This is a genomic window from Nocardia sp. NPDC003693 (assembly GCF_053981095.1).
Genome location: NZ_JBSFNO010000032.1, coordinates 45,124 through 66,606 on the forward strand (window position 1 = coordinate 45,124; position 21,483 = coordinate 66,606).

Annotated in this window: 20 protein-coding genes; 11 read left to right on the forward strand and 9 right to left on the reverse strand. The window is 69.0% G+C overall.

Features of this window, described 5'->3' with window-relative positions; all coding sequences use genetic code 11:
* Positions 1-67: 67 nt before the first annotated feature.
* On the forward strand, positions 68-1,204 hold the full coding sequence (locus tag ACWDOP_RS28810) for a sulfotransferase family protein (RefSeq protein ID WP_456347540.1): 1,137 nt from the start codon (positions 68-70) through the stop codon (positions 1,202-1,204).
* A 318-nt stretch (positions 1,205-1,522) separates the two neighbouring features.
* Here ACWDOP_RS28810 and ACWDOP_RS28815 read toward each other — a convergent pair whose 3' ends face one another.
* The 5 genes from ACWDOP_RS28815 to ACWDOP_RS28835 form a co-directional block, all read right to left on the reverse strand.
* Positions 1,523-2,479 (reverse strand): acyl-CoA desaturase, encoded by a 957-nt coding sequence (locus ACWDOP_RS28815; RefSeq protein WP_456347541.1) that lies wholly within the window; start codon positions 2,477-2,479, stop codon positions 1,523-1,525.
* The gene (locus tag ACWDOP_RS28820) at positions 2,476-4,044 is read right to left on the reverse strand and encodes a peroxidase family protein (protein WP_456347542.1); all 1,569 of its coding nucleotides are present in this window, start codon (positions 4,042-4,044) and stop codon (positions 2,476-2,478) included. The genes ACWDOP_RS28815 and ACWDOP_RS28820 overlap by 4 nt, the downstream gene beginning before the upstream one ends.
* Positions 4,045-4,126: 82 nt before the next feature.
* Positions 4,127-5,530: a glutamate decarboxylase gene (locus tag ACWDOP_RS28825; protein ID WP_456347543.1), complete on the reverse strand. Its 1,404-nt coding sequence runs from the start codon at positions 5,528-5,530 to the stop codon at positions 4,127-4,129.
* Between the two features lie 550 nt (positions 5,531-6,080).
* Positions 6,081-6,275: a hypothetical protein gene (locus ACWDOP_RS28830; RefSeq protein ID WP_456347544.1), complete on the reverse strand. Its 195-nt coding sequence runs from the start codon at positions 6,273-6,275 to the stop codon at positions 6,081-6,083.
* A gap of 22 nt (positions 6,276-6,297) precedes the next feature.
* A complete protein-coding gene (locus ACWDOP_RS28835; protein WP_456347545.1) occupies positions 6,298-6,945 on the reverse strand; it encodes a TetR/AcrR family transcriptional regulator in 648 nt (215 codons plus the stop codon).
* 122 nt (positions 6,946-7,067) lie between these two features.
* Between ACWDOP_RS28835 and ACWDOP_RS28840 the strand changes: the two genes are divergently transcribed.
* From ACWDOP_RS28840 to ACWDOP_RS28850, 3 genes are read left to right on the forward strand one after another with little or no spacing between them, the layout of a single operon-like run.
* Positions 7,068-8,219 carry an acyl-CoA dehydrogenase family protein gene (locus ACWDOP_RS28840; protein WP_456347546.1) on the forward strand — a complete coding sequence of 384 codons (1,152 nt, stop codon included), beginning with the start codon at positions 7,068-7,070 and terminating at the stop codon, positions 8,217-8,219.
* Between the two features lie 26 nt (positions 8,220-8,245).
* Positions 8,246-8,998, forward strand: a complete 753-nt coding sequence (gene fabG / locus ACWDOP_RS28845; RefSeq protein ID WP_456347547.1) for a 3-oxoacyl-ACP reductase FabG — start codon at positions 8,246-8,248, stop codon at positions 8,996-8,998.
* A gap of 14 nt (positions 8,999-9,012) precedes the next feature.
* The gene (locus tag ACWDOP_RS28850) at positions 9,013-9,465 is read left to right on the forward strand and encodes a MaoC family dehydratase (protein ID WP_456347548.1); all 453 of its coding nucleotides are present in this window, start codon (positions 9,013-9,015) and stop codon (positions 9,463-9,465) included.
* 234 nt (positions 9,466-9,699) lie between these two features.
* Here the strand turns inward: ACWDOP_RS28850 and ACWDOP_RS28855 are convergent, their stop codons facing one another.
* Positions 9,700-10,383 carry a YdcF family protein gene (locus tag ACWDOP_RS28855; protein ID WP_456347549.1) on the reverse strand — a complete coding sequence of 228 codons (684 nt, stop codon included), beginning with the start codon at positions 10,381-10,383 and terminating at the stop codon, positions 9,700-9,702.
* Positions 10,384-10,613: 230 nt separating this feature from the next.
* Between ACWDOP_RS28855 and ACWDOP_RS28860 the strand changes: the two genes are divergently transcribed.
* On the forward strand, positions 10,614-10,889 hold the full coding sequence (locus ACWDOP_RS28860) for an Lrp/AsnC family transcriptional regulator (RefSeq protein WP_456347550.1): 276 nt from the start codon (positions 10,614-10,616) through the stop codon (positions 10,887-10,889).
* An 88-nt stretch (positions 10,890-10,977) separates the two neighbouring features.
* Here ACWDOP_RS28860 and trpD read toward each other — a convergent pair whose 3' ends face one another.
* Together trpD and ACWDOP_RS28870 are read right to left on the reverse strand one after the other, a co-directional pair.
* A complete protein-coding gene (gene trpD / locus ACWDOP_RS28865; RefSeq protein WP_454206755.1) occupies positions 10,978-12,033 on the reverse strand; it encodes an anthranilate phosphoribosyltransferase in 1,056 nt (351 codons plus the stop codon).
* Positions 12,034-12,102: 69 nt separating this feature from the next.
* Positions 12,103-12,591, reverse strand: a complete 489-nt coding sequence (locus ACWDOP_RS28870) for a hypothetical protein (protein ID WP_456347551.1) — start codon at positions 12,589-12,591, stop codon at positions 12,103-12,105.
* Between the two features lie 188 nt (positions 12,592-12,779).
* On the opposite strand from ACWDOP_RS28870, the gene ctaE reads away from it, so the two are divergent.
* The 4 genes from ctaE (at position 12,780) to qcrB (ending at position 17,128) form a co-directional block, all read left to right on the forward strand.
* Positions 12,780-13,394 (forward strand): aa3-type cytochrome oxidase subunit III, encoded by a 615-nt coding sequence (ctaE, locus tag ACWDOP_RS28875; protein WP_454206759.1) that lies wholly within the window; start codon positions 12,780-12,782, stop codon positions 13,392-13,394.
* Positions 13,395-13,476: 82 nt separating this feature from the next.
* Entirely contained in the window at positions 13,477-14,355 is an 879-nt protein-coding gene (qcrC, locus tag ACWDOP_RS28880) for a cytochrome bc1 complex diheme cytochrome c subunit (protein WP_354991687.1), read from the forward strand.
* Between the two features lie 20 nt (positions 14,356-14,375).
* The gene (gene qcrA, locus ACWDOP_RS28885; protein ID WP_456347569.1) at positions 14,376-15,506 is read left to right on the forward strand and encodes a cytochrome bc1 complex Rieske iron-sulfur subunit; all 1,131 of its coding nucleotides are present in this window, start codon (positions 14,376-14,378) and stop codon (positions 15,504-15,506) included.
* Positions 15,503-17,128 (forward strand): cytochrome bc1 complex cytochrome b subunit, encoded by a 1,626-nt coding sequence (gene qcrB / locus ACWDOP_RS28890; RefSeq protein ID WP_456347552.1) that lies wholly within the window; start codon positions 15,503-15,505, stop codon positions 17,126-17,128. Before qcrA ends, qcrB begins: the two co-directional genes overlap by 4 nt.
* Before the next feature lie 112 nt (positions 17,129-17,240).
* Here the strand turns inward: qcrB and ACWDOP_RS28895 are convergent, their stop codons facing one another.
* Entirely contained in the window at positions 17,241-19,031 is a 1,791-nt protein-coding gene (locus tag ACWDOP_RS28895) for a DEDD exonuclease domain-containing protein (RefSeq protein WP_456347553.1), read from the reverse strand.
* A gap of 631 nt (positions 19,032-19,662) precedes the next feature.
* On the opposite strand from ACWDOP_RS28895, the gene ACWDOP_RS28900 reads away from it, so the two are divergent.
* Both ACWDOP_RS28900 and ACWDOP_RS28905 read left to right on the forward strand, forming a co-directional pair.
* Positions 19,663-20,259 (forward strand): C40 family peptidase, encoded by a 597-nt coding sequence (locus ACWDOP_RS28900; protein WP_454206768.1) that lies wholly within the window; start codon positions 19,663-19,665, stop codon positions 20,257-20,259.
* Positions 20,260-20,392: 133 nt separating this feature from the next.
* On the forward strand, positions 20,393-21,466 hold the full coding sequence (locus tag ACWDOP_RS28905) for an NlpC/P60 family protein (RefSeq protein ID WP_456347554.1): 1,074 nt from the start codon (positions 20,393-20,395) through the stop codon (positions 21,464-21,466).
* Positions 21,467-21,483 lie beyond the last annotated feature (17 nt).

Sequence of the window (21,483 nt, forward strand, 5' to 3'; positions counted from 1 at the left end):
CTTTTCCGGGGGCTACGGCAGATGCTCGAGTCTGTCGCGGCCCCCGGCCCGAAAAGGAGTTACCTGAATGAGCGCACGCACCACCGTCGGCACCGTCGAGGATCTGCACGCCTCGGCCACCCGGGTCTGCGGCCTCGAGGATTTCGGCGGCGACGACCACCTCGAGGGTCTGGGCGTCCTGCTGGAGTCCTACCAGCGCGATGCCGGGCTCACCGAACTCGGCTCCAAGATGAGCCGGTACTTCCTGCGCGGGGCCCTGGTCGCCCGCGCGCTGAGCGAGGCGTCCTGGAAAGCCAACCCGGCCTACGCCGACACCCCGGTCCAGCGGCCGATTTTCGTGACCGGCCTGCCGCGCACCGGCACCACCGCCCTGCACCGGCTGCTCGCGGCCGACCCGGGGCATCAGGCGCTGGAGATGTGGCTCGCCGAACTGCCGCAGCCGCGACCGCCGCGCGAGACGTGGGCCGACAACCCGATCTACCAGCGCATCGACGCCGGGTTCGCCCAGCACCGGGTGGAGAACCCGGACTTCATGGGGCTGCACTACATGAGCGCCTCCGACGTGGAAGAGTGCTGGCAGCTGCTGCGCCAGACGGTGAAGTCGATCTCGTACGAGACGCTGGCCTACCTGCCGACCTACTCGCAGTGGCTGCGCAAGCAGGACTGGACCGACGCCTACGCCCGGCACCGGAAGAACCTGCAGCTCATCGGACTCGGCGACAACCGCCGCTGGGTGCTCAAGAACCCCAGCCACCTGTTCGCCCTGGACGCGCTGATGGCGGCCTACCCCGACGCGCTGATCATCCAGACCCACCGCGACCCGGTCACCATCGTCGGGTCCGCGTGCAGCCTGGCCGATCACGCCGCCCGCGGCTGGTCCGAAACCTTCACCGGTGACACGATCGGCGAGACCCAGCTCGAGCTGTGGTCCCGCGGCCTGCGCGAGTTCACCACCGCCCGAGCGCGATACAACCCGGACCAGTTCCTCGACATCGAGTTCGACGACCTGCGCGCCGACCCGATGGGGACGGTGGACCGGATCTACACCGCGTTCGGCCTGGAGTTCGACGAGCCCGCCCGGGCGGCCATGACCGCCCTCGACGAGGAGAGCAAGAGCGGCGACCGCAAACCCGCGCATCGCTACTCGCTCGCCGACTACGGGCTGACCGAGGACCGGGTACGCGCGGAGTTCGGGATCTCTTGAGGGACAACGCCGTTGGGCGACGGGGCCCGGGTCGATCGCGACCCGGGCCCCGGTTCGTGCCGCCCACCGCGTCGGGACGCCGGCTCCCGTGCCGGGAGCCCGGTGCGGCGGTGACGCCGACGGCGAGGGCGCTCGGAGGAACCACCGGTGACAGCGGCCCTCCGTCGCTCGTCACAGCTGCGCGCCGTGGAGGACGTCCCGGCGATGCGCTGAGCGTGCAGCGCTGTCCGCGGCTGCCGGCGGCCCGCCGGAACGCACTGCGCGGGATCCAGCCCGATGACACCGTATGCGTTGCCGCACTGCGGTTCCGGGGGCGGGCTAGGCGGGCCGGGGGTCGTCGTGGTGCGCGACGGCCGGCCAGTGGACGTCGTAGGCCCAGCCCAGGCGTTCGAACACCCGGATCAGGGCCGCCGTCGGATCGTGCTGGCCGGGCAGGCCGCCGTGGCGGGCGCTGGTCGGATTGGCGTGGTGCAGGTTGTGCCAGCCTTCGCCGAAGGTCAGGAACGCTATCCAGCGAACGTCCCTGGACTGGTCCGCGCCGCGGGTCGGGTAGTGCCGGTCGCCGAACGCGTGGCAGATCGAATTGACGGACCAGGTGATGTGATGCACCAGGGCGTAGCGCACGAGCCCGGCCCACAGGAACGCGGTGATCGCGCCGTGCCAGCTCGCGGTCGCCAGGGCGCCCAGCGCCGCGGGCAGCAGCAGCGAGGCCGCGGCGATCAGCGGGTAGCAGCGGTCGATCCGGCGCAGGATCGGGTCGGCCAGCAGATCGGGGACGTAGCGTTCGCGGTCGGCCCGGCTCGGCGCGGTCGCGAACCAGCCGACCTGGGCGTGGAACAGCCCGCGCAGCAACGCCTTCCGGCTCGTCCCGAACCGCCAGGGCGAGTGCGGATCGCCGGGCGCGTCGGAATAGCGATGGTGGCGGCGATGCTCGGCCGCCCACAGCGTGACGGGTCCCTCGAGGGCGATGCCGCCCGCCAGCGCGAGCGCCACCTTCAGCGGCCCGCGCGCGGTGTACGACCGATGGGTGAAGCACCGGTGATAGCCGGCGGTGATACCGAAAATGGCCACGGCATACAGGATTCCGCCGAGCGCGAGATCCAGCCACGACGGGCCCCACCCGTAGCGCAGGGCCACCGGAACCGCGGCGAGCAGCACCAGCGGCGGCGCGATCACCAGGGTGATCAGGGCCAGGATCCGGTGGCCCGCGTCGATCGGCACGGTGTCCGCCGGCCGGGCCTGCCGCGCGGGCGCGCGCCGGAACCGCGGGCTCATCGCGGCGCGCTCCGGCCGAGCGTGACCACGTACGTGCCGCTGTCCTCGGGGATGTTCCGCGCGAGGATCTCGGAGAACGAATGGGTCGAGGCGATGACGGCCATACCCTCGGGCGAGAACGTCTCCGGGGTGAACAGCCGGGGCGACAGCAGCGGGTGGTTCAGGAGCTCGGAGAAGGCCGCCACCACGAACATCCGCCCCATCAGGCGGCCCCACAGCGCGCCGGTCGCGGGCTCCTCGGCCGCCTGACCGACGTAGTAGTCGATGTCGTCGATCGTGCGATAGCGTTCCCGCAGACCGGATATGACGGCGCTGTCGCTGGATATCTGCCGCCAGTCCGTCACCCGCTGCAATCCGGCGAATTCGCGATAGTCGTTGTAGGACGCCATTTTCAGGGCCCGTCCCATCGCGATCGTCGATTCCTCGGTCGGCAGCAGCGACTCGTGCGTGTTGAGCAAACCCAGCCTGCCCGCCGGCTGCGTCGAGAGGTCCTGGAACAACGGCCCGAGCCCGCGGGACTCGACCAGTTTCGAATTCGCCAGCGTGTCGGACACGGGCACGGTCGTGCCGTCGATGATGTATTCGGACGGAATCATGCTGTGCCAGCGATAGGACATGCTGTATTCGACGGTGACCCAATTCGGTTGAATCCACGGCCCGCGATAGGTGCGCTTCGGATCGAGCGAGAACCGGAAGTGGAACGGCGTGAGATGGTTGACATAGTCTTCCAGCGCGACCCGGGTCATCAGCACGATGATGACATTGCGGGTGGTTTGGAAGACGCGTTCGTCGTCCCAATCCCGGTGTGCCGCCGCGATGATTCCGGCGATGCGGTTGTGCTCGCGTACGAACAGGGTCGCGAACATCTGCGTCCCGATGGTGGAATTGGAACCGTCGCCGCCGAGGGCGTACAGCGAATCGCGCTTCTCGAACGGAATGCGCTCGAAGCGAACCGGTTCCACCGACGCGAATTCCGGTTTGATCTGCCCGCCCTCGCACAGCAGCGGCGGGAACTCCGCGTCGCCGACCCAGCGGCTCAGCAGCCGCCCGCCCTCGAAGGCGCGCAGGGCGTTGCTGATCTCCTCGGTGTGCCCGTAGAGCGGGCGGGCGTCCACCACGTGCGTCGAATCGATGCGCCGGGGATCGGGATCGTTGCCGCGGTGCAGGAATCCGTCGGTGAACCACTGCGACCACGCGGGGAGCAGGGCGCTCGAGCGTTCGGCGGTGATGGTCGGGCCCGAGCGCCGGAACAACTCGACGGTCTCGGCGACCGTCGGCAGACCCGGCCGCTCGGTGTCCACCGGCGGCAACTGCCGTCCGATGTAGGTCCGATCGGTCAGCGACGGCCAGCTGGTGTAGGAATCGCGGGCGCTCAGCGGCTCGGGCCGGGTCGGCAGGTTCCGCATCGCGATCTGGGTGAGCTGACTGTTCAACCGACGCTGCACCGGGGTGATGCGGTTGACCGCGTTCCAGACCGGGCCGTAATGCGACAGCACGTGCGCGGCGAGCCGCGCGGGCCGGCCGTCGCGGGACATGTCACGCCCGGACGTGATAGCACTGCACATGGGACATCCCTCGAAACGTAACGGGTGTGGAGCCGGACCTACGGTGCCCGGCAACGGGTTTCACCCGGCCGCACGGGCCGGGCTAGGCGGCCGAACAGTCGCCGCCGGAGTCCGGAATCACGGCGGCGCGGCTCGTGCGGCCGCCGCCGATCAGGAATTCGACCTCGCGCCGGATGTCCGTCAGGAGCATGTCGGCGACGGCCCTGCTGAAACCGTTGCGGATGACGAACCGGGCCACCGCGATGTGTTCCAGAGCGGGCGGCAACGTGTAGGTGGGCGCCTGCCAGCCGCGCACCCGCAGCCGATCGGACAGCTCGGCGACGGTGAACGTCCGCTCGTGGTCGGGGTGCACCCGCACGGTGAGGATGGGCAGGTGCTCGCCGCCCGAGACGACCTGCAGACCCTCGATGCCGGCCACCTGCTCGGCGAGATGGCGCGTGACGTCCACGCAGGTCTGCTGCACCGCCCGATAGCCGCCGAAACCCAGGCGCAGGAAGTTGTAGTACTGGGCGATGACCGGCGCGCCCGAACGGGAGAAGCTCAGCGTGTACGTTTCCACGTTGCCGCCCAGCAGATCACAGTCCAGCACGAGATCCTCGGGTAGCGCGGACGGTTCCTGCCAGACGATCCAGCCCACGCCGGGGAACACCAGGCCGAACTTGTGCCCGGAGGCGTTGATCGACTGCACCCGCGGTAAACGGAAGTCCCACACCAGATCCGGTTCCAGGAACGGCGTGATGAAACCGCCGATCGCGGCGTCCACGTGGATCGGGATGTCCAGGCCCGTGCGCCGGTGCAACTCGTCCAGTTCCGCCGACATCCGCGCGATCGGATCGAGCTTGCCGACCTGCGTCGACCCGAGCACGCCGATCACACCGATGGTGTTCTCGTCGCAGTACTCCGGCAGTCGCGCGGGGTCCAGGGTGTAGGTGCCCTCCTCGATCGGTATCCAGCGCGGTTCGACATCCCAGTACCGGCAGAACTTGGGCCAGCAGGTGTGCACGGCCGTGGACAGCGCCAGATTCGGCCGCTCGATCGACAGGCCCCGCGCCCGCCGGCGTTCGCGCCAGGTGAATTTCATGGCCAGCCCGCCCAGCATCGCGGCCTCGCTGGAACCGCTGGTCGAACAGCCCACGCTGATGCCGTCGGGGTCGCGCCAAAGGTTGTCGAGGATGTTGACGCAGCGCGCCTCCATGTCGGCGGTCTGCGGGTACTGGTCGTGATCGACGATGTTCCGGTCCAGGGTCTCCGCGATGAGTTCGCGGGCCTGCGGTTCCATCCACGTCGTGCAGAACGTCGCCATGTTGAGCCGTGCGTTGCCGTCGAGAATGAGCTCGTCGCGAATGAGCGCCGCGGCGGCTTCGGGTGACATCGGGTGGTCGGGAAGCGTGAATTTCGGTACCCCGCCGGGCGGAACCAGGCCGCTGTACAGGGGGTTGATTTCGACCGATTCACTCCAGCGGTCCGATTGCACATGGGTAAGCATCGTTCACGCACCTTCTCAGCGCGGGCATGGCGAAGAAAGCGAAGCGCTGATCTTTGGGGACAAGAGCTGTCGAGATTGTCGAGCCGTTCGGCGGAATTCGGATAATTCACCCACGGGGCCGCGTCACCGATTATTCGTTGCCCCGCTGGGCAATTGGTGGCGGCGCCGGAGCGCAATCCCCGCCGCGCGAGCCGCGAAACGCATCGCTCGCACTCGTCATGAATCCGCAGGAGTTTCTTTTCATCGACTGCAGTGCGCGGGAGATGCGACGGCGCGGCAAGCTGAGCGAGAATCCCTGAAAGTCACAGGGACGGGGGAGTATTGGGGTTTGATGGCTACATCTTCGATGGCTATATCGGAGCAATCGTTCCTGTAGCAAGGTTAGCAGTCGCCGAGTCGGCGCGGCAATAGAACGGCCGAGACCACGCCCCGAATCATGTTCCGCCGCAAACACGCCGATAAGACCGGTGCGCGCCGGGAATTTCTCGCACGCGGGCCCGGAGACTAATCGCCGCCGGGCCCGCGAGATCGGGTGAGCGCGCCGGCGGACTCAGTGCATCGTCGCGACCCGCCGCAGCCGCTCCATGGTCGCGGCGTCCGGGTGGTCCGGCAGGAGGTAGCGCGGTGGTGCAGGCCCGGGACGGGCTTCGGCTGCGTCGCGATGAAGCGGGCCGAAGCCCGCTCCAGTGTCACCGAAGCCCGCGTGCCGGATCACCGGGCGCAGCAGGTGCGCGACGTCATCCATTGTGCTCGAGACGGGCGCGGTGTTACGAAGGGCGTTCGGCGGTGGGTGTTTCCGGGGGATAGCGCAGGGCCAGGCCGTCTACGAAGGAGGTCAGGGCCAACTCGAAGCTGTCGGAATCTATTTCGTCGGCCTTGGCTCGTAGGCGGTGGGCCTGGTCCAGGTGGGGATAGCGGTCGCGGTAGAGGTGGGCGTCGTCGCTGAAGCCGCGGGAGAAGGAGCCCAGGGTCGCGCCCATCACCAGGTAGCGGGTCGCGGCGCCGATCAGGGTGGCCTCGCGCGGGGACCAGCCGGCGGTGACCAGGCCGCCGTGGACCGCGTCGGCGGCGCGCAGGTTCTCCTCGCGGGTGCCGGGGCCGGTGGCCAGGTAGGGGACGAAATTGGGGTGGGCCGCCAGGGCCGCGCGGTAGGAGCGGGCCCAGGAGGTCAGGCCGTGCCGCCAATCGCCGGTCGCGAAGGCCGAGGTGTCCACCCGGGCCATGATGCCGCGGGCGATGTCGTCGAGGAGATCGTCCTTGGTGGGGTAGTGGCCGTAGAGGGAGGCGGCCTGGACATTCAGTTCGGCGGCCAGGCGGCGCATCGACAGTTCGGGCAGGCCGTCGCGGTCGATCAGGGTGAGCGCGGCGGCGCGGATGCGGTCGCGGCTCAGCAGCGGGACCCTCGGTCTGGCCATGGGGGACACCTCCCTCTTCGCGGGTGCACGGCGGGTTGTGCCGGGAGCCTTGAAAAACCGAACAGCGTTAGGATAGCTTCGTGGCGTAAACCTAACAACGTTCGGTTAGGAGCTTCTCGCCGATGGATTTCGAGCTCGACGACGCGCAGCGGCAATTGCGCGACCTGGCCCGCGCCTGGGTGGAGAAGGAGGTCGTGCCCTACGCCGCCGCCTGGGATCGGGCGGAATCGGTGGACACCGCCATCGTCGGAAAGCTCGGGGCGATGGGGTTTCTCGGCATCGAGATCCCCGAGGAGTACGGCGGATCCGGCGGGACCGCGCTGGACTACTGCCTGCTGCTCGAAGAACTCGGCGTCGGCGACAGCTCGGTGCGCGGGATCGTGTCGGTCTCGCTCGGGCTGGTGGCCAAGACCGTCAAGACCTACGGCACCGAGGGGCAGAAGCGAGAGTGGTTGCCGCGCCTGTGCTCCGGGACCGCGCTGGGCTGCTTCGGGCTCACCGAACCCGGCACCGGCTCGGACGCGAGCAGCCTGATCACCCGGGCCGAACGCGACGGTGACGACTGGCTGCTCACCGGCACCAAGATCTTCATCACCAACGGCACCTGGGCCGACGTCGCCCTGATCTTCGCGCGCACCGGCGGACCCGGGCCCCGGGGCGTGAGCGCCTTCCTGGTGCCGACGGACGCACCGGGATTCACCTGCACCGAGATCAAGGGCAAACTCGGGCTGCGCGGGCAGGCCACGGCCGAGCTGGTCCTGGACGGCGTCCGGGTGCCGGACTCCGCGCGCCTCGGCGCCGAGGGCCAGGGCTTCAAGATCGCCATGGCGGCGCTGGACAAGGGCCGCATGGGCGTGGCCGCCGGCTGCGTCGGCGTCGCGCGCGGCTGCCTGGAAGCCGCGGTGAAGTACGCGACCGAGCGCGAGCAGTTCGGCAAACCCATCGCCTCCTACCAGCTGGTCCAGGAACTGCTGGCCGACATCGCGGTGGAGGTCGAGGCGGCGCGGCTGCTGGCCTGGCGGGTCGCCGACCTCGTCGAACGCGGCAAACCGTTCGGCACCGAGGCCTCGGTCGCCAAACTCTTCGCCAGCGAAGCCGCGGTCAAGGCCGCCAACAACGCCATTCAGGTGTTCGGCGGCTACGGCTACATCGACGAGTACCCGGTCGCCAAGTACCTGCGCGACGCCCGCGTACTGACCCTCTACGAGGGCACCAGCCAGATTCAGAAACTGCTCATCGGCCGCGCGCTGACCGGCGTCAACGCCATCGTCTGAAACCCTTCCGCGACAAGGAGATACCCATGAGTCCCAAGGTAGCGTTCGTCACCGGCGCGGCCCGCGGCATCGGCGCGGCCACCGCCGCCCGCCTGGCCGCGGACGGCTTCACCGTTGCCATCGCCGACCTCGACGAGGCCGCCTGCAAGGGCGCCGTGGACGCCATCGCGGCCCAGGGCGGCGCGGCGATCGCGGTGGGCTGCAACGTCACCGACGAAGCCTCGGTCGACGCGGCCTTCGAACGCGTTGTCGCCGAACTGGGTTCGGTCGACGCGCTGGTCAACAACGCGGGCGTGCTGCGCGACAACCTGCTGTTCAAGATGTCCGTCGACGACTGGGACACCGTCATGTCCGTGCACCTGCGCGGCGCGTTCCTGTGCAGCCGGGCCGCCCAGCGCTACATGGTGAAGCAGAAGTCCGGCAAGATCGTGAACACCTCCAGCGTGTCCGCCCTCGGCAGCCGGGGCCAGGCCAACTACTCCGCGGCCAAGATGGGCATCCAGGGCTTCACCCGCACCCTCGCCATCGAACTCGGGCCGTACGGCATCAACGTCAACGCCGTCGCGCCGGGCTTCATCGTCACCGACATGACCGACGCCACCGCCGCCCGCGTCGGCGTCGACCCGGAGGTCTTCCGGGCGCAAGCCGCCGAGATCACCCCGCTGCGCCGCGTCGGCAAGCCCGAGGACATCGCGAACGTGGTGTCCTTCCTGGTGTCCGCGGACGCCTCCTTCGTCACCGGCCAGACCATCTACGTCGACGGCGGCCGCCGCATCTGAGAAGGGCTCGCCCCATGATCGACTTCACGTCCTTCGACCAGCTGCGCGCCGCCGTCGGCACGGAAATCGGTGTGAGCGAATGGATTTCCATCGACCAGGACCGCATCGACCGGTTCGCCGAGGCCACCGGCGACCACCAGTGGATCCACGTCGACGCCGAGCGCGCGGCCGCGGGCCCGTACGGGCGCACCATCGCCCACGGATTCCTGACGCTCTCGCTCATCGTGCCGATGACCGCGCAGGTGATGCGGGTCAGCTCCGCGCGCATGGCGATCAACTACGGGCTCGACAAGGTCCGGTTCATCAACCCGGTGCCGGTCGGCAGCCGCATCCGGGGCCGCGTGAATCTCACGGCGGCGCAGGACATTCCGGTCGGGGTGCAGATCGAGCGCACCGTCACCGTCGAGATCGACGGTGAGGCCAAGCCCGCCTGTGTGGCCGCGGCGATAGCCCGGTTCCTGGAGTGAGCGGGGCACAGCGGTGAACGAGCCCGGGTACGCCGCGGGGCGCTCGCTGTTCCCGTAGGCCGCGTGTGGCCGAACGCGTGTCGGCTGAACCCCGCCGCGCTCACCCCGGGCCCGGATGCTCACGCGCGTCCGCCGCGCCGCCGTTCGACGTTCTTCGGCGCTGTCGAAGACGAAGGCCCGCACACCGTTTCGGTGGGCGGGCCTTCGTTCAACGGCACATCGAGCACATCCGCCTCAGCGCGGCGCCTCGCCGGGGCCGAAGGGCTGGGCCGAGAGCGGGGTGTGATCCGGGGTCATGGTCGCGACCACCGCGATGCCCGCGGCGCGGAAGTTGGTGAGCGCGCGGGCGATGTGGTCGCCGGAGGTGATCAGGATGGCCGCGTGCGCGCCGATCGCCTCCATGACCTTGGCCGAGAACGCCGCGTTCTGCACCGTCGAATTCGCCTGGGTCTCACTGTGAATGCGCAGCGGGTCGATGCCGCGCCCGATCAGCCAGTCCGCCATCGCCTGCGCCTCGGTGCGGCCGGCCTGCGGATTCCCGCCGGTCACGATGACCGGGGAATGGGGCGAGAGCAGCGCCGAGACGTATCCGGCGTACAGCCGGTTGATCAGTTCCGGCCGCATCTCACCGTCCGGCAGCAGACCGTAGCCCAGCACCACGATCGCGGTGGTCGGGCTCAGCGCGGTCGGCAGATCCTGACCGGGCAGCTGCAGCGTGGTCACCGAGTCGATCATCTTGATCACATCGGTGCTGATGCTCGCTACCGGATCGGGGACGGGGTCGGGCGCGGCATGCGCCGGTACGGCCGCGGCGATGGCCGCGACCGTGGCACCCGCGAGCAAGGTCCGCGCGGCCAGGCGCGCGGTGCGGCGAGTGATGTTTCGAAGGACCGGAACGGCCGGAATCAGATCTAGCATCGAAAACCCCCTGCGTAGCCCCAAGGTGACTACTGGTCGGTTCACATTTCGATCCATGATCACCCAAAACGGGCGTAGCGGACGCGGATTCGCGGAATCAAGCCCCAGGTTTCCCCAGCGTGCACCGGGGGTTACAGATAGCTCGGCGTACGCGGGGAGCGGGCCGGACCGCACGCGGTGCGGCACCGCGCCGGAACCGCGCCGACACCGCCATCGCCTAAAGTGGTCCCATGATTACCGCGATCGTGCTGATCCACGCAGAATCCGACCGCATCCCCGAGACCGCCCAGGCGCTGGCCGACATCGACGGCGTCGCCGAGGTCTACTCCTGCGCGGGCGACGTGGACCTGATCGGCATCGTGCGCGTGCGCGACCACCAGCAGATCGCCGAGGTCGTGACCGGGCACATCAACAAGACCCCGGGCGTGGTGCGGACCGCGACGCACATCGCGTTCAAGTCCTACTCGAGCGTCGACGTCGAGGCGGGCTTCTCGATCGGCGAGTGATCCCGCCGCGCCCGAAACCGGGTGCGCGAGGCGGACACCGGTCGCCCGCCGCCCGGTGCCGTTGCGTCCGCGACGGCACCGGGCGCGGCTACTCCGAGCCGAGCTTGTTCGTCAGCTCCGCCCAGCGCTCGAGCAGTTCGCCGGCCCGGCCCGAATCGACCGTCGCCGCAACCCGTTCCAGGGCCGCGCCGAGCCGGTCGTGCAGATCCTCGCCGACCTGATCGGCGGTGAGCTCGAAGGCCACCACCGCGGCCGCCGAGTTCAGCAGCACCGCATCGCGCACCGGACCGGCCGCGCCGGCCAGGAAATTCCGGGCGATCTCCGCGTTCAGGGTGGCGTCCCCGCCCTTGAGCGCCTCGGGGGCGACCCGCTCGATACCGAGTTTCGTGGGATCGATGGTGGTTTCGGCCCGCCGGCCGCCCGCGACGACCCAGGCGTCGGTGGTGTCGGCGGTGGTGATCTCGTCCAGGCCGTCGTTACCCCGGACCACCAGGGCGGACGCGCCGCGCTCGGCGAACGCTCCGGCGATCACCGGCAGCAGATCCGCGAACGCGCAGCCGATCAGACCCGCGCCCGGCTGGGCCGGATTGGTCAGCGGGCCCAGGATATTGAAGACCGTCGGGATGCCGATCTCCGCGCGCGCGGGACCCGCGAAACGCAGCGACGGATGGAACACCGGGGCGAAACAGAAGCCGATGCCGACCTCGCGCACACTCGTGGCAACCGACTCCGGGCCCAGGGCGATCTTCACCCCGAGCGCCTCGAGCACGTCCGCGCCGCCGCTCTTGGAGGAGGCCGCGCGGTTGCCGTGCTTGACCACCGGAATGCCGGTGGCCGCCACCACGATCGAGGACATGGTCGAGATGTTCACCGTGCCGGAGCGATCACCGCCGGTGCCCACGATGTCGACCGCGGCGCCGTCGACCTCGACCCGGCGCGCGTGCGCGAGCATGCCCGCGGCCAGACCGCTCAACTCGACCGGGGTCGGGCCCTTCATCTTCATGGCGACGCCGAACGCCGCGATCTGCGCGGAGGTGGCGCTATCGGTGAAGATCTCGTTCATCGCCCACGCGGCCTCGTCCGCGGCCAGATCGTTGCCATCGGTGAGGATGCCGAGGATTTCTCGCCAGCTGCGCGCGCTCATTGCTCATCTCTTCCGTCGCCGGTGATGTCCGTACACCAGTGTTGTCGACGCCAGCCTAGTGCGCGGGGGCTATTTCTTTTCTCCCGGACGCCCGGCCGCGGGCTGCAGCGCCTCCCAGCCCAGCAGGACCGCGCCGTGCCGATGGGCCACCGCGGTCAGGCGGGAACGCTCCTGCGCGCAGTGCATCGCGTCGAGTACCTGCACCCGGCGCACCAGCAGGGCGACCGTCTCCGCCGGGTCGGGGGCGAGACCCGCGGTCGCGATGACCCGCTCGGCGGCGGCCGCGGATTCCGGGGTCCGCGCGGCGGCTCCGGTCGCGACGGTGTCATAGCCGAGCTCGGCGGTGATGATCTGCACCGCATCGAGCCGATCCGCGGGCACCAGCAGGTGCTGGTGCAGCACCACGGGCTGGTCGGCGGTCCAGGCGCCGGTGCGGCCCAGGGCCGCCGAACACGCCTCCGCGTCATCGAAACTCGACGCCACCGGCACCAGGTCGCCACGCCCGGGATCCAGTTCCGTTGTCCCGCCGCGCCGCAGCATTCTGCCCACCCACGACATCCCCGCCACCATCCCTTCCCAACCGGCCTATAAGTGGCTCAGCTTTCTCTTAAACGGCCAATCTATGCTGCTCCGAGACACGCCGAGCGCCCCCCGAGAGGCTCGCTCGCCCTGCGGTTTCCGACACGCTGACCGAGTTTTCCAACCCGGCTACGCCTGTCGTACTACGACAAGTCATACTTACCGGCGTGACGACCGCAGTAGGGACCCCAGGATCGGCCATTACTCAGCGTGTGCATTCGCTGAACCGGCCCAACATGGTCAGCGTCGGTACCATCATCTGGCTGTCCAGCGAGCTGATGTTCTTCGCCGGCCTTTTCGCTATGTACTTTGTCGCCCGCGCGCAAGCCGGCGGCGATAAGTGGCCGATGGAGCCGACCGAGCTGAACCTCGGCCTCGCCGTCCCGGTGACCGCCGTCCTGGTGGCTTCCTCGTTCACCTGCCAGATGGGCGTCTTCGCGGCGGAGCGGGGCGACGTCTTCGGCCTGCGCCGCTGGTACGTCATCACCCTGATCATGGGGGCCTTCTTCGTCGCCGGCCAGGGCTACGAGTACTACCACCTGGTCGAAGAGGGCACGACGATCTCGAGCACCGTGTACGGCTCGGTCTTCTACATCACGACCGGCTTCCACGGCCTGCACGTCATCGGCGGTCTGATCGCGTTCGTGTTCCTGCTGATCCGCACCAAGGTCAGTAAGTTCACCCCCGCGCAGGCCACCGCGGCGATCGTCGTCTCGTACTACTGGCACTTCGTCGACATCGTCTGGATCGGGCTCTTCGCCACGATCTACTTCGTCCGCTGATTTCGGACAGATCCACGGCACAGCCCGCCGTAGGCAAGAAGCTTCTGTACAAGTCGGTTCCGTCTACTCCAAAGGGACACAGATGAGTTCATCTCCCCCGTCAGCGCCAGATCCGCGCCCCGAATCCTCGGGCGCCGCGATCGGCGAGGCCACCAAGACGCGTAAGCAGCGCCGCTTGCGTCGGCGTATCGCCGGCGGTCTGGTTCTCCTGATGGGCCTCGTCGGAGCCGGCTTCGCGGCATCGGCCCTGACGCCCACCGCGCAGGTCGCCACGGCGCACGAGGACCAGTCAGCGCTGATCCGCGAGGGCAAGCAGATCTACGACACCTCCTGCATCACCTGCCACGGTGCCAACCTGCAGGGTGTCGCCGATCGCGGCCCGAGCCTGATCGGCGTCGGCGAGGCCGCGGTGTACTTCCAGGTCTCCTCCGGTCGTATGCCCGCGGTGCGCAACGAAGCCCAGATCATGCGCAAGCCCCCGAAGTTCGACGCCCGTCAGACCGACGCCCTCGGCGCCTTCATCCAGGCCAACGGCGGCGGCCCGACCGTGGTGCGCGACGCCAACGGCGAGATCGCCCAGGAATCCCTCATCGAGGGCGCCGACCTGGGCCGCGGTGGCGAGCTGTTCCGCATGAACTGCGCGTCCTGCCACAACTTCACCGGCAAGGGCGGCGCGCTGTCCTCCGGTAAGTTCGCGCCGCCGCTCGCGCCGGCCAGCGAACAGCAGATCTACCTGGCCATGCTCACCGGCCCGCAGAACATGCCCAAGTTCTCCGACCGGCAGCTGACGCCGGAAGAGAAGAAGGACATCGTCGCGTACATCAAGGACCGGATGGAGACCCCCTCCGAGAGCGGCTACGGCCTCGGCGGCTTCGGCCCCGCGACCGAGGGCCTCGCGGCGTGGATCATCGGCATCGTGCTGCTCGTCGGCTCGGCGATGTGGATCGGGTCCCGGTCATGAGTGAACAGGAGCAAAAAGGCATGGGGGACAACCCCACCGGTGCGGACTACACCGACGAGCAGCTCGACGCCATGTCGCGCGATGAGCTCGTCGCCCTCGGCACCAAGCTGGACGGCGTCGACGTCGTTTACCGCGCACCGCGCTGGCCCGTCCCCGGCACCAAGGCCGAGAAGCGGGCCGAGCGTCAGGTCGCCACCTGGTTCGGCATCTCGGCGCTGGCCGGACTCGCCCTCATCGGCGTGTTCCTGTTCTGGCCCTGGGAGTACAAGGGCCGCGGAGAAGAGGGCAACGCCGCGTACACGCTGGCCACCCCGCTCTACGGCATCACCATGGGTCTCGCGGTGCTCGGCATCGGCGTCGCCGCCGTGCTCATCCGCAAGAAGTTCATCCCGGCCGAGATCTCGATCCAGGAACGCCACGACGGCATGTCCTCCGAGGTCAACCGCCGCACCCTGGGCGCGCAGCTCGCCGACGCGGGGGAGACCTCCACGCTGGGCCGCCGCAAGATGATCACCCGCAGTGCGGGCGCGGGCGCGGGCATCCTGGGCATCGGCGCACTGCTGGTGTTCCTGGGCGGCTGCGTCAAGAACCCGTGGGCCAAGGGCGACAAGTCGCCGCTGTGGGTCTCGGGCTGGACCCCGGACTACGAAGGCCAGACCATCTACCTGCGCCGCGACACCGGCCGCCCCGAGGACATCGTCCTGGTGCGCCCGGAGGATCTGGACGCCGGCTCGATGGAAACCGTCTTCCCCTGGAAGGAAGAATGGCGCGGTGACCACCACGCGACCTTCCAGTCGCTGCGCGGAATCCGCAACTCGGTCATGCTCATTCGCCTGCGCACCGCCGACGCCGAGGCCGCCATCAAGCGCAAGGGCCAGGAGAGCTTCAACTACGGCGACTACTTCGCCTACTCGAAGATCTGCACCCACCTGGGCTGCCCCACCTCGCTGTTCGAGCAGCAGACCAACCGAATTCTGTGCCCCTGCCACCAGTCGCAGTTCCTGGCGACCGAATGGGGTAAGCCGATCTTCGGTCCCGCCGCTCGTGCGCTGCCGCAGCTGCCGATCACCGTCAACTCCGAGGGCTACCTGGTCGCCGTACACGACTTCATCGAGCCCCTCGGACCGGCCTTCTGGGAGCGTCGTTCATGAGCCCTAGCAAAGTGGTCGCACAGGCCAACGAAATCGACGAGCGGTATCACGCCGCGGCGTTCGTGAAGCGGTCGATCAACAAGGTCTTCCCGACCCACTGGTCCTTCCTGCTGGGTGAGATCGCGCTCTACTGCTTCATCATCCTGCTGCTGTCGGGTGTGTACCTGACGCTGTTCTTCGACCCGTCCATGAGTGAGGTCGTCTACGACGGCGCCTACGAGCCGCTGCGCGGCGTCACCATGTCGCGGGCCTACGAGACCTCGCTGAACATCTCCTTCGAGGTGCGCGGCGGTCTGTTCGTGCGCCAGGTGCACCACTGGGCGGCGCTGCTGTTCGCGGCGTCGATCATCATCCACCTGTTCCGCATCTTCTTCACCGGCGCTTTCCGCAAGCCGCGTGAGGCCAACTGGGTGATCGGCTCGCTGCTGCTCATCCTGGCCATGTTCGAGGGCTTCTTCGGCTACTCGCTGCCCGACGACCTGCTCTCGGGTACCGGTCTGCGCGCGGCGTTCTCGGGCATCACCATCGGTGTTCCGGTCATCGGCACCTGGCTGCACTGGCTGCTGTTCGGCGGCGACTTCCCGGGCAACCTGATCATCCCGCGTCTGTACGTGCTGCACGTGCTCCTCATCCCGGGCATCCTGCTGGCGCTGATCGCGGCGCACGTCGCCCTGGTCTGGTACCAGAAGCACACCCAGTTCCCCGGACCGGGCCGCAAGGAGACCAACGTCGTCGGCGCCCGCATCGTGCCGGTGTTCGCCGCGGACCAGGGCGCGTTCTTCGCCTTCACCCTCGGCATCATCGCCCTCATGGGCGGCGTGCTGCAGATCAACCCGATCTGGAACCTGGGTCCCTACAACCCGTCTCAGGTCTCGGCGGGTTCGCAGCCCGACTTCTACATGATGTGGACCGACGGCATGGCGCGCCTCATGCCGCCGTGGGAGCTCTACCTGGGCCGCTACACGGTTCCGGCCGTGTTCTGGGTCGCGCTCGTCATGGGCCTGGTCTTCACCGTCCTGATCCTGTACCCCTGGATCGAGAAGAAGCTGACCGGCGACGACGCCCGGCACAACCTGCTCCAGCGTCCGCGCGACGTGCCGGTTCGTACCGCCATCGGCGCCATGGCCATCGCCTTCTACCTGGTGCTGACCCTGGCCTGCGTCAACGACATCATCGCGCTGAAGTTCAGCATCTCGCTGAACGCGACCACGTGGATCTTCCGCATCGGTCTGCTGGTGCTGCCGCCGCTCGCGTACTTCGTGGCCTACCGCTTCTGCATCGGCCTGCAGCGCAGCGACCGCGCGGTGCTCGAGCACGGCGTCGAGACCGGTGTCATCAAGCGCCTGCCGCACGGTGAGTACATCGAGATCCACCAGCCGCTGGGCCCGGTGGACTCGCACGGCCACCCGATCCCGCTGGAGTACCAGGGCGCCCCGGTGCCCAAGAAGATGTCCAAGCTGGGTTCCGCCGGCAAGCCCGGCTCCGGCTCGTTCATGAAGGCCGACCCGATCGCCGAGATCGAGCAGAACGCCGCTCTGGCCCACAAGGAAGAGCACGACATGCTCGCGGCCCTGGAGAACTACCAGGACGGCGTCGGCTCGGTGGACAAGCACGGCCACTGAGATACATCGCTAAGGCAAGGCCCCGAGTCGAATTCGACTCGGGGCCTTGCCCGTTTCGGGGGTGTGCGGACCGGCGGTGGCGCTCGAGTGAGTGAGCCGCCTGCCTACGCGATCATTCTGATCGGGGTGTGCCCGGCTGTGGTGCTGGGCTGATCGATTCGCGTTCCAGCTCTGCCGCGGCCTCTGCTCGGGCGGCCCAGGCTAGCCAGGGGCCCGCGCCGTGGCGGGGCTCGTGGTAGGCGTGGGTGGTGCGGACGATGCGGGTGCCGGGTTGTTCGAGCCAGCGGACCAGCAGGGCCGTCTCCTCGGGGAGGGCGCCGTGTAGTGGGGGATACGGCGGTGAGAGGGGTTCGGGCGCATCCGGATCGGTGGCGGGGAGGGGCGACAGGGGTTCGGGGATCACCGTCTCGGCGGCGGCCACCAGGCGGTCGACCGTCGGCATCGGGGAGATGCCGCGGGCGGCGTTGCCGGCGGAGGCGAGGCGGCCGTAGCGGATCACCGCGAAGTGCCAGCCGCCCGCGCCGTCGGGGTGGGCGGCGATCAACTCAGGGATGCGGGCCAGGGCGGCGAGGCGCTGGGTGCGGCGCAGGGCGCGGATTACCGGGAGGGTGCGATCGCGCAGGCGGGCCGCGGCCTCGAAATGTTCTGCGCGGGACAGGGTTTCGAGCTTGTCCCGGATCGTCTCGAGGACCTCGGGGGAACGGCCGGCGAACAGGGCGCGGACACGGTCCGGAGCGTGCGCGTACTCCTCTATATATAGGGGTGTGTTCTCGGCGGCCGCGGGGCAGCCGCCGACCACCGCGGGCGGGCAGTCGTGCCGTCCGGTGCGGGGCAGGCGGGTGGTGCACGTGCGCAGGCCGGAATTCTCGGCGAGGGTGATTCCTGTCTCGGTTGCCTCGGTCCGGGAATGAAAGGGGCCCAGGGCATCCCGGGTGGGGGTGCGCGAGACGGCGAAGCGCGGGAACGGCTCCTCGGTGAGGGTGAGCCACCAGGCGCGCTGCGGGAACTTCGAGCGGCGGTTGTAGGGCGGGGCGTGCGCCAGCAGCAGACGCAGTTCGCGCACACCGGCTTCCAGGGCGTGCGCGCACTCGACGTGATCGACCCGGGTGGCCAGCTGCACCATCTCGCGCATGCGCGGGCGAGTGTCCGACCCGGTGAAGTAGCTGCGCACGCGCCGGCGCAGATTCACGGCCGTCCCTATATAGAGGACTTCGTCGGACGGCCCCCGGAACAGATACACCCCGGGGGTGGCCGGAAGATCCGCCGCGATCACCCGTTTGGCGCGCTGGCGCCGCGTCACCTCGGGCAGGTAGTCCAGGAGCTCGGTGAGGCTGTGCACGCCCTGATTGCCCACTCGCCCGATGAGCGCGTGCAGCACGTCCACCGTGGCGCGCGCGTCGTCGAGCGCGCGGTGCGTCGGCTGGGTCTGCGCGCCGAGCAGCTGCGCGAGGACCGACAGCTTCACCGAGGGCGCCTCGTCCCGGCCCAGCACCCGCCGCGCCAGCTGCACCGTGCACAGCACCTGAAAAGGCGGCCAGGGCACCTGCATCCGCGCCGCGGCGGCGCGCAGGAACCCGGTGTCGAAACGGGCGTTGTGCGCCACCAGGACGCAGCCGTGCGCGAACTCCAGGAATCCGGGCAGCACGGACTCGATCCGGGGCGCGTCGATGACCATGGCGGTGGTGATTCCGGTGATCTGCACGATCTGCGGGGTGATGTCCCGGCCCGGATTCACCAGTGTCGCGAACTCGCCGAGCACTTCGCCCCCGCGCACCTTGACCGCGCCGATCTCGGTGATGGCGTCGCCATCGGGGCTGGTCCCGGTGGTTTCGAGATCCACGACCACGAAAGTGGTCGCGTAGAGCGGGGTTTCGAGCTCGTCGAAGGCCAACTGTTCGGGCACGAGCCGAAATCGTAGGGCGGGGGTACGACACCCGGGGGCGGTATCGCCGGGACCTGCGATGATGGCTTCCCGGCCGGTCACGGCGGCGGTTCGGGTCCCGAACGGCCGCCCGGCGCGAATCCGAGAAATGCCCGTTTATCTGCTCGAGATTCTCGAGATGCAATCCCCGAATTGCGGAAGTATGCCAGTTTGTGACGAGGGTCACACTGATTCGGTAATGATATGAATACCGCCGGGTGTGGCGTGGCCGCCCCGGTGGCGGGCGCCGAGTGCTGTCCCAGTCGGGTCGTGATCACCCGCTCGGCACATCCCCCGGTCAGGGCCTGATTATTCGCGGTGTGCCCGACCTGCTGTTATAGGGAATCGTGCCTGGAAGAGGGGGTTGTTGGCCCGGGTAAATTACCGGCGGGTAGCGGTTCGGACGCTCCTGGCAATTCGGGCGCTGTTATCGTTTCGTGATTGCTGTGACGTTTGTCGCAGCGAAATGACGGCGCGTAACAATTCCGGGCCACCCGGCGTTGGTCGCGGCTTTACAAAGCACCGTTATGCGCTCGTAATCTTCCTGAGACCTCGCGGAGTCCGACCCACCAAACCGGTGCGGCGTCGCGGGGCAGATTGGAAGTACCTCACCATGGCGACCAACACCGTCAAGCGGGCCCTCTCGGCCGGCGCCGTCGGCGCTGCCACGCTGAGCGCGCTGCTGCTGCCCGCTACGCCCGCCTCGGCGCAGCCGGTCACGATCCCGGGCGTCGGCACCTTCGATGTGCCGGACGCGATTCAGCTGCCCGCCGGCATTCCCGGTGTGCCCGAGTCCCTCCCGGTGACCATCCCGGCCATCCCCGGCGTCGAGGTCCCCGCGCCCGCCGCCCCGGCCGCTCCCCAGGTGAGCCCGCGCCAGGAGGCCGTCAACGCCGCCATGAGCCGCATCGGCTCGCCGTACGTCTACGGCGCCACCGGCCCGAACGCCTTCGACTGCTCCGGTCTGGTCAAGTGGTCGTACGCGCAGGCCGGAATCGACCTGCCGCGCACCAGCTATGAGCAGCTCAACGCCGGTTACCCGGTGTCGGCCGACGCGCTCGAGCCCGGCGACGTGGTGTCGTTCTACGGCGGTGGCCACACCGGAATCTACGTGGGCGACGGCAATGTCGTGCACGCCTCGACCTCCGGTCAGCCGGTCAAGGTCGCCCCGATCTCGTCCATGCCGTTCGACGGCGCCCGCCGGATCTAGTACCAACCGCAGGTCTGTGACCTGCGGACGAAGCGGCGGCCGTAATGGTTTCGTGGCCTGCTGGACATATGCGGCCGCTGTTTCGTAATCTTATCGAGACCTTCTTTTCCGGCTTGGGGTAAGAGAACGGGACATGCCGACGGTGGCAGCGCAGCAGCGGAAGCAACGCACCAGACAACTGGTGGGTGGGGCCCTCACGGTGGGTGTCCTCGTGATCGGCAGTGCCGCAACCGGACCCGCGGTCGCGGATCCGGTCGCCGCACCCGCCACGGCCGGTGACGCCGTCCAGCGCCTGATCGATCTGTCCCGGGAATCCGAGCAACTCAACCAGGCCGCGCTCAACGCGCAAACCGATCTGGACAACAAGATCGTCGCCGCCACGGCCGCCGACACCGCCGCCGCCGACGCGGCCGGGGCGCTCGACGCGGCCCGCGCCGAGATCGACCGCTTCCGGCCCGCGATCGACCGGGCCGCGACCGCCGCCCTGGTCGGCGGCCGCACCAATCAGCTCACCTCGCTGCTGGTCAGCGATTCCCCGCAGCAGCTGCTGGACCAGATGTCCATCATCGACCTGGCCGCCGCGCGCACGAACAATCAACTGAGCCAGTACAAGAAGGTCAGCGACGCGGCCGCCGCCGCCGAGTCCGCGGCCCGCGGCGCCGCCGACACCGCGCGCGCGGCCTTCGCCGCCGCCGACGCGCTGCGCACCGATCTCGAACGCAAACGCTCGGAACTGCAGGGCTCCATCGCCGGCGTGATCGCCGCGTGGGGTCAGCTCTCCGCGGGCGACAAGTCCGCCCTCGCCGGATCGATGTTCCCGCCCGGCTTCGACCGCGACACCCTGCTGCGCGGGCTCGTCCCCGGCAGCGGCACCAGCGCGCTGGCCGCCGGGCTCACCCGCGTCGGCGCGCCGTACGTGTGGGGCGCGGTCGGTCCCGATCAATTCGACTGCTCCGGCCTGGTGCAGTGGGCGTTCAAGCAGGTCGGCAAGAGCGTGCCGCGCACCAGCCAGCAGCAGTCCAACTTCGGCACGCCCGTGGCCGAGCAGGACCTGCAGCCCGGCGATGTGGTGTTCTTCTACTCTGAGGTCTCACATGTCGGGATCTACGCGGGCAATGGTTTGATGCTGCACGCCTCCACGTTCGGAGTGCCGGTGCAGGTGGCGCCGATGGGTTCGACACCGTTCCATTCCGCGCGCCGATACTGACGCCGCGCCCGAACACG

Bases quoted from the DNA above. Each gene is read 5' to 3' on its own strand.
- ACWDOP_RS28810 (WP_456347540.1), top strand. From the start codon at position 68: ATGAGCGCACGCACCACCGTCGGCACCGTCGAGGATCTGCACGCCTCG.
- ACWDOP_RS28815 (WP_456347541.1), bottom strand. From the start codon at position 2,479: ATGAGCCCGCGGTTCCGGCGCGCGCCCGCGCGGCAGGCCCGGCCGGCG.
- ACWDOP_RS28820 (WP_456347542.1), bottom strand. From the start codon at position 4,044: ATGTGCAGTGCTATCACGTCCGGGCGTGACATGTCCCGCGACGGCCGG.
- ACWDOP_RS28825 (WP_456347543.1), bottom strand. From the start codon at position 5,530: ATGCTTACCCATGTGCAATCGGACCGCTGGAGTGAATCGGTCGAAATC.
- ACWDOP_RS28830 (WP_456347544.1), bottom strand. From the start codon at position 6,275: ATGGATGACGTCGCGCACCTGCTGCGCCCGGTGATCCGGCACGCGGGC.
- ACWDOP_RS28835 (WP_456347545.1), bottom strand. From the start codon at position 6,945: ATGGCCAGACCGAGGGTCCCGCTGCTGAGCCGCGACCGCATCCGCGCC.
- ACWDOP_RS28840 (WP_456347546.1), top strand. From the start codon at position 7,068: ATGGATTTCGAGCTCGACGACGCGCAGCGGCAATTGCGCGACCTGGCC.
- fabG (WP_456347547.1), top strand. From the start codon at position 8,246: ATGAGTCCCAAGGTAGCGTTCGTCACCGGCGCGGCCCGCGGCATCGGC.
- ACWDOP_RS28850 (WP_456347548.1), top strand. From the start codon at position 9,013: ATGATCGACTTCACGTCCTTCGACCAGCTGCGCGCCGCCGTCGGCACG.
- ACWDOP_RS28855 (WP_456347549.1), bottom strand. From the start codon at position 10,383: ATGCTAGATCTGATTCCGGCCGTTCCGGTCCTTCGAAACATCACTCGC.
- ACWDOP_RS28860 (WP_456347550.1), top strand. From the start codon at position 10,614: ATGATTACCGCGATCGTGCTGATCCACGCAGAATCCGACCGCATCCCC.
- trpD (WP_454206755.1), bottom strand. From the start codon at position 12,033: ATGAGCGCGCGCAGCTGGCGAGAAATCCTCGGCATCCTCACCGATGGC.
- ACWDOP_RS28870 (WP_456347551.1), bottom strand. From the start codon at position 12,591: ATGTCGTGGGTGGGCAGAATGCTGCGGCGCGGCGGGACAACGGAACTG.
- qcrC (WP_354991687.1), top strand. From the start codon at position 13,477: ATGAGTTCATCTCCCCCGTCAGCGCCAGATCCGCGCCCCGAATCCTCG.
- qcrA (WP_456347569.1), top strand. From the start codon at position 14,376: ATGGGGGACAACCCCACCGGTGCGGACTACACCGACGAGCAGCTCGAC.
- qcrB (WP_456347552.1), top strand. From the start codon at position 15,503: ATGAGCCCTAGCAAAGTGGTCGCACAGGCCAACGAAATCGACGAGCGG.
- ACWDOP_RS28900 (WP_454206768.1), top strand. From the start codon at position 19,663: ATGGCGACCAACACCGTCAAGCGGGCCCTCTCGGCCGGCGCCGTCGGC.
- ACWDOP_RS28905 (WP_456347554.1), top strand. From the start codon at position 20,393: ATGCCGACGGTGGCAGCGCAGCAGCGGAAGCAACGCACCAGACAACTG.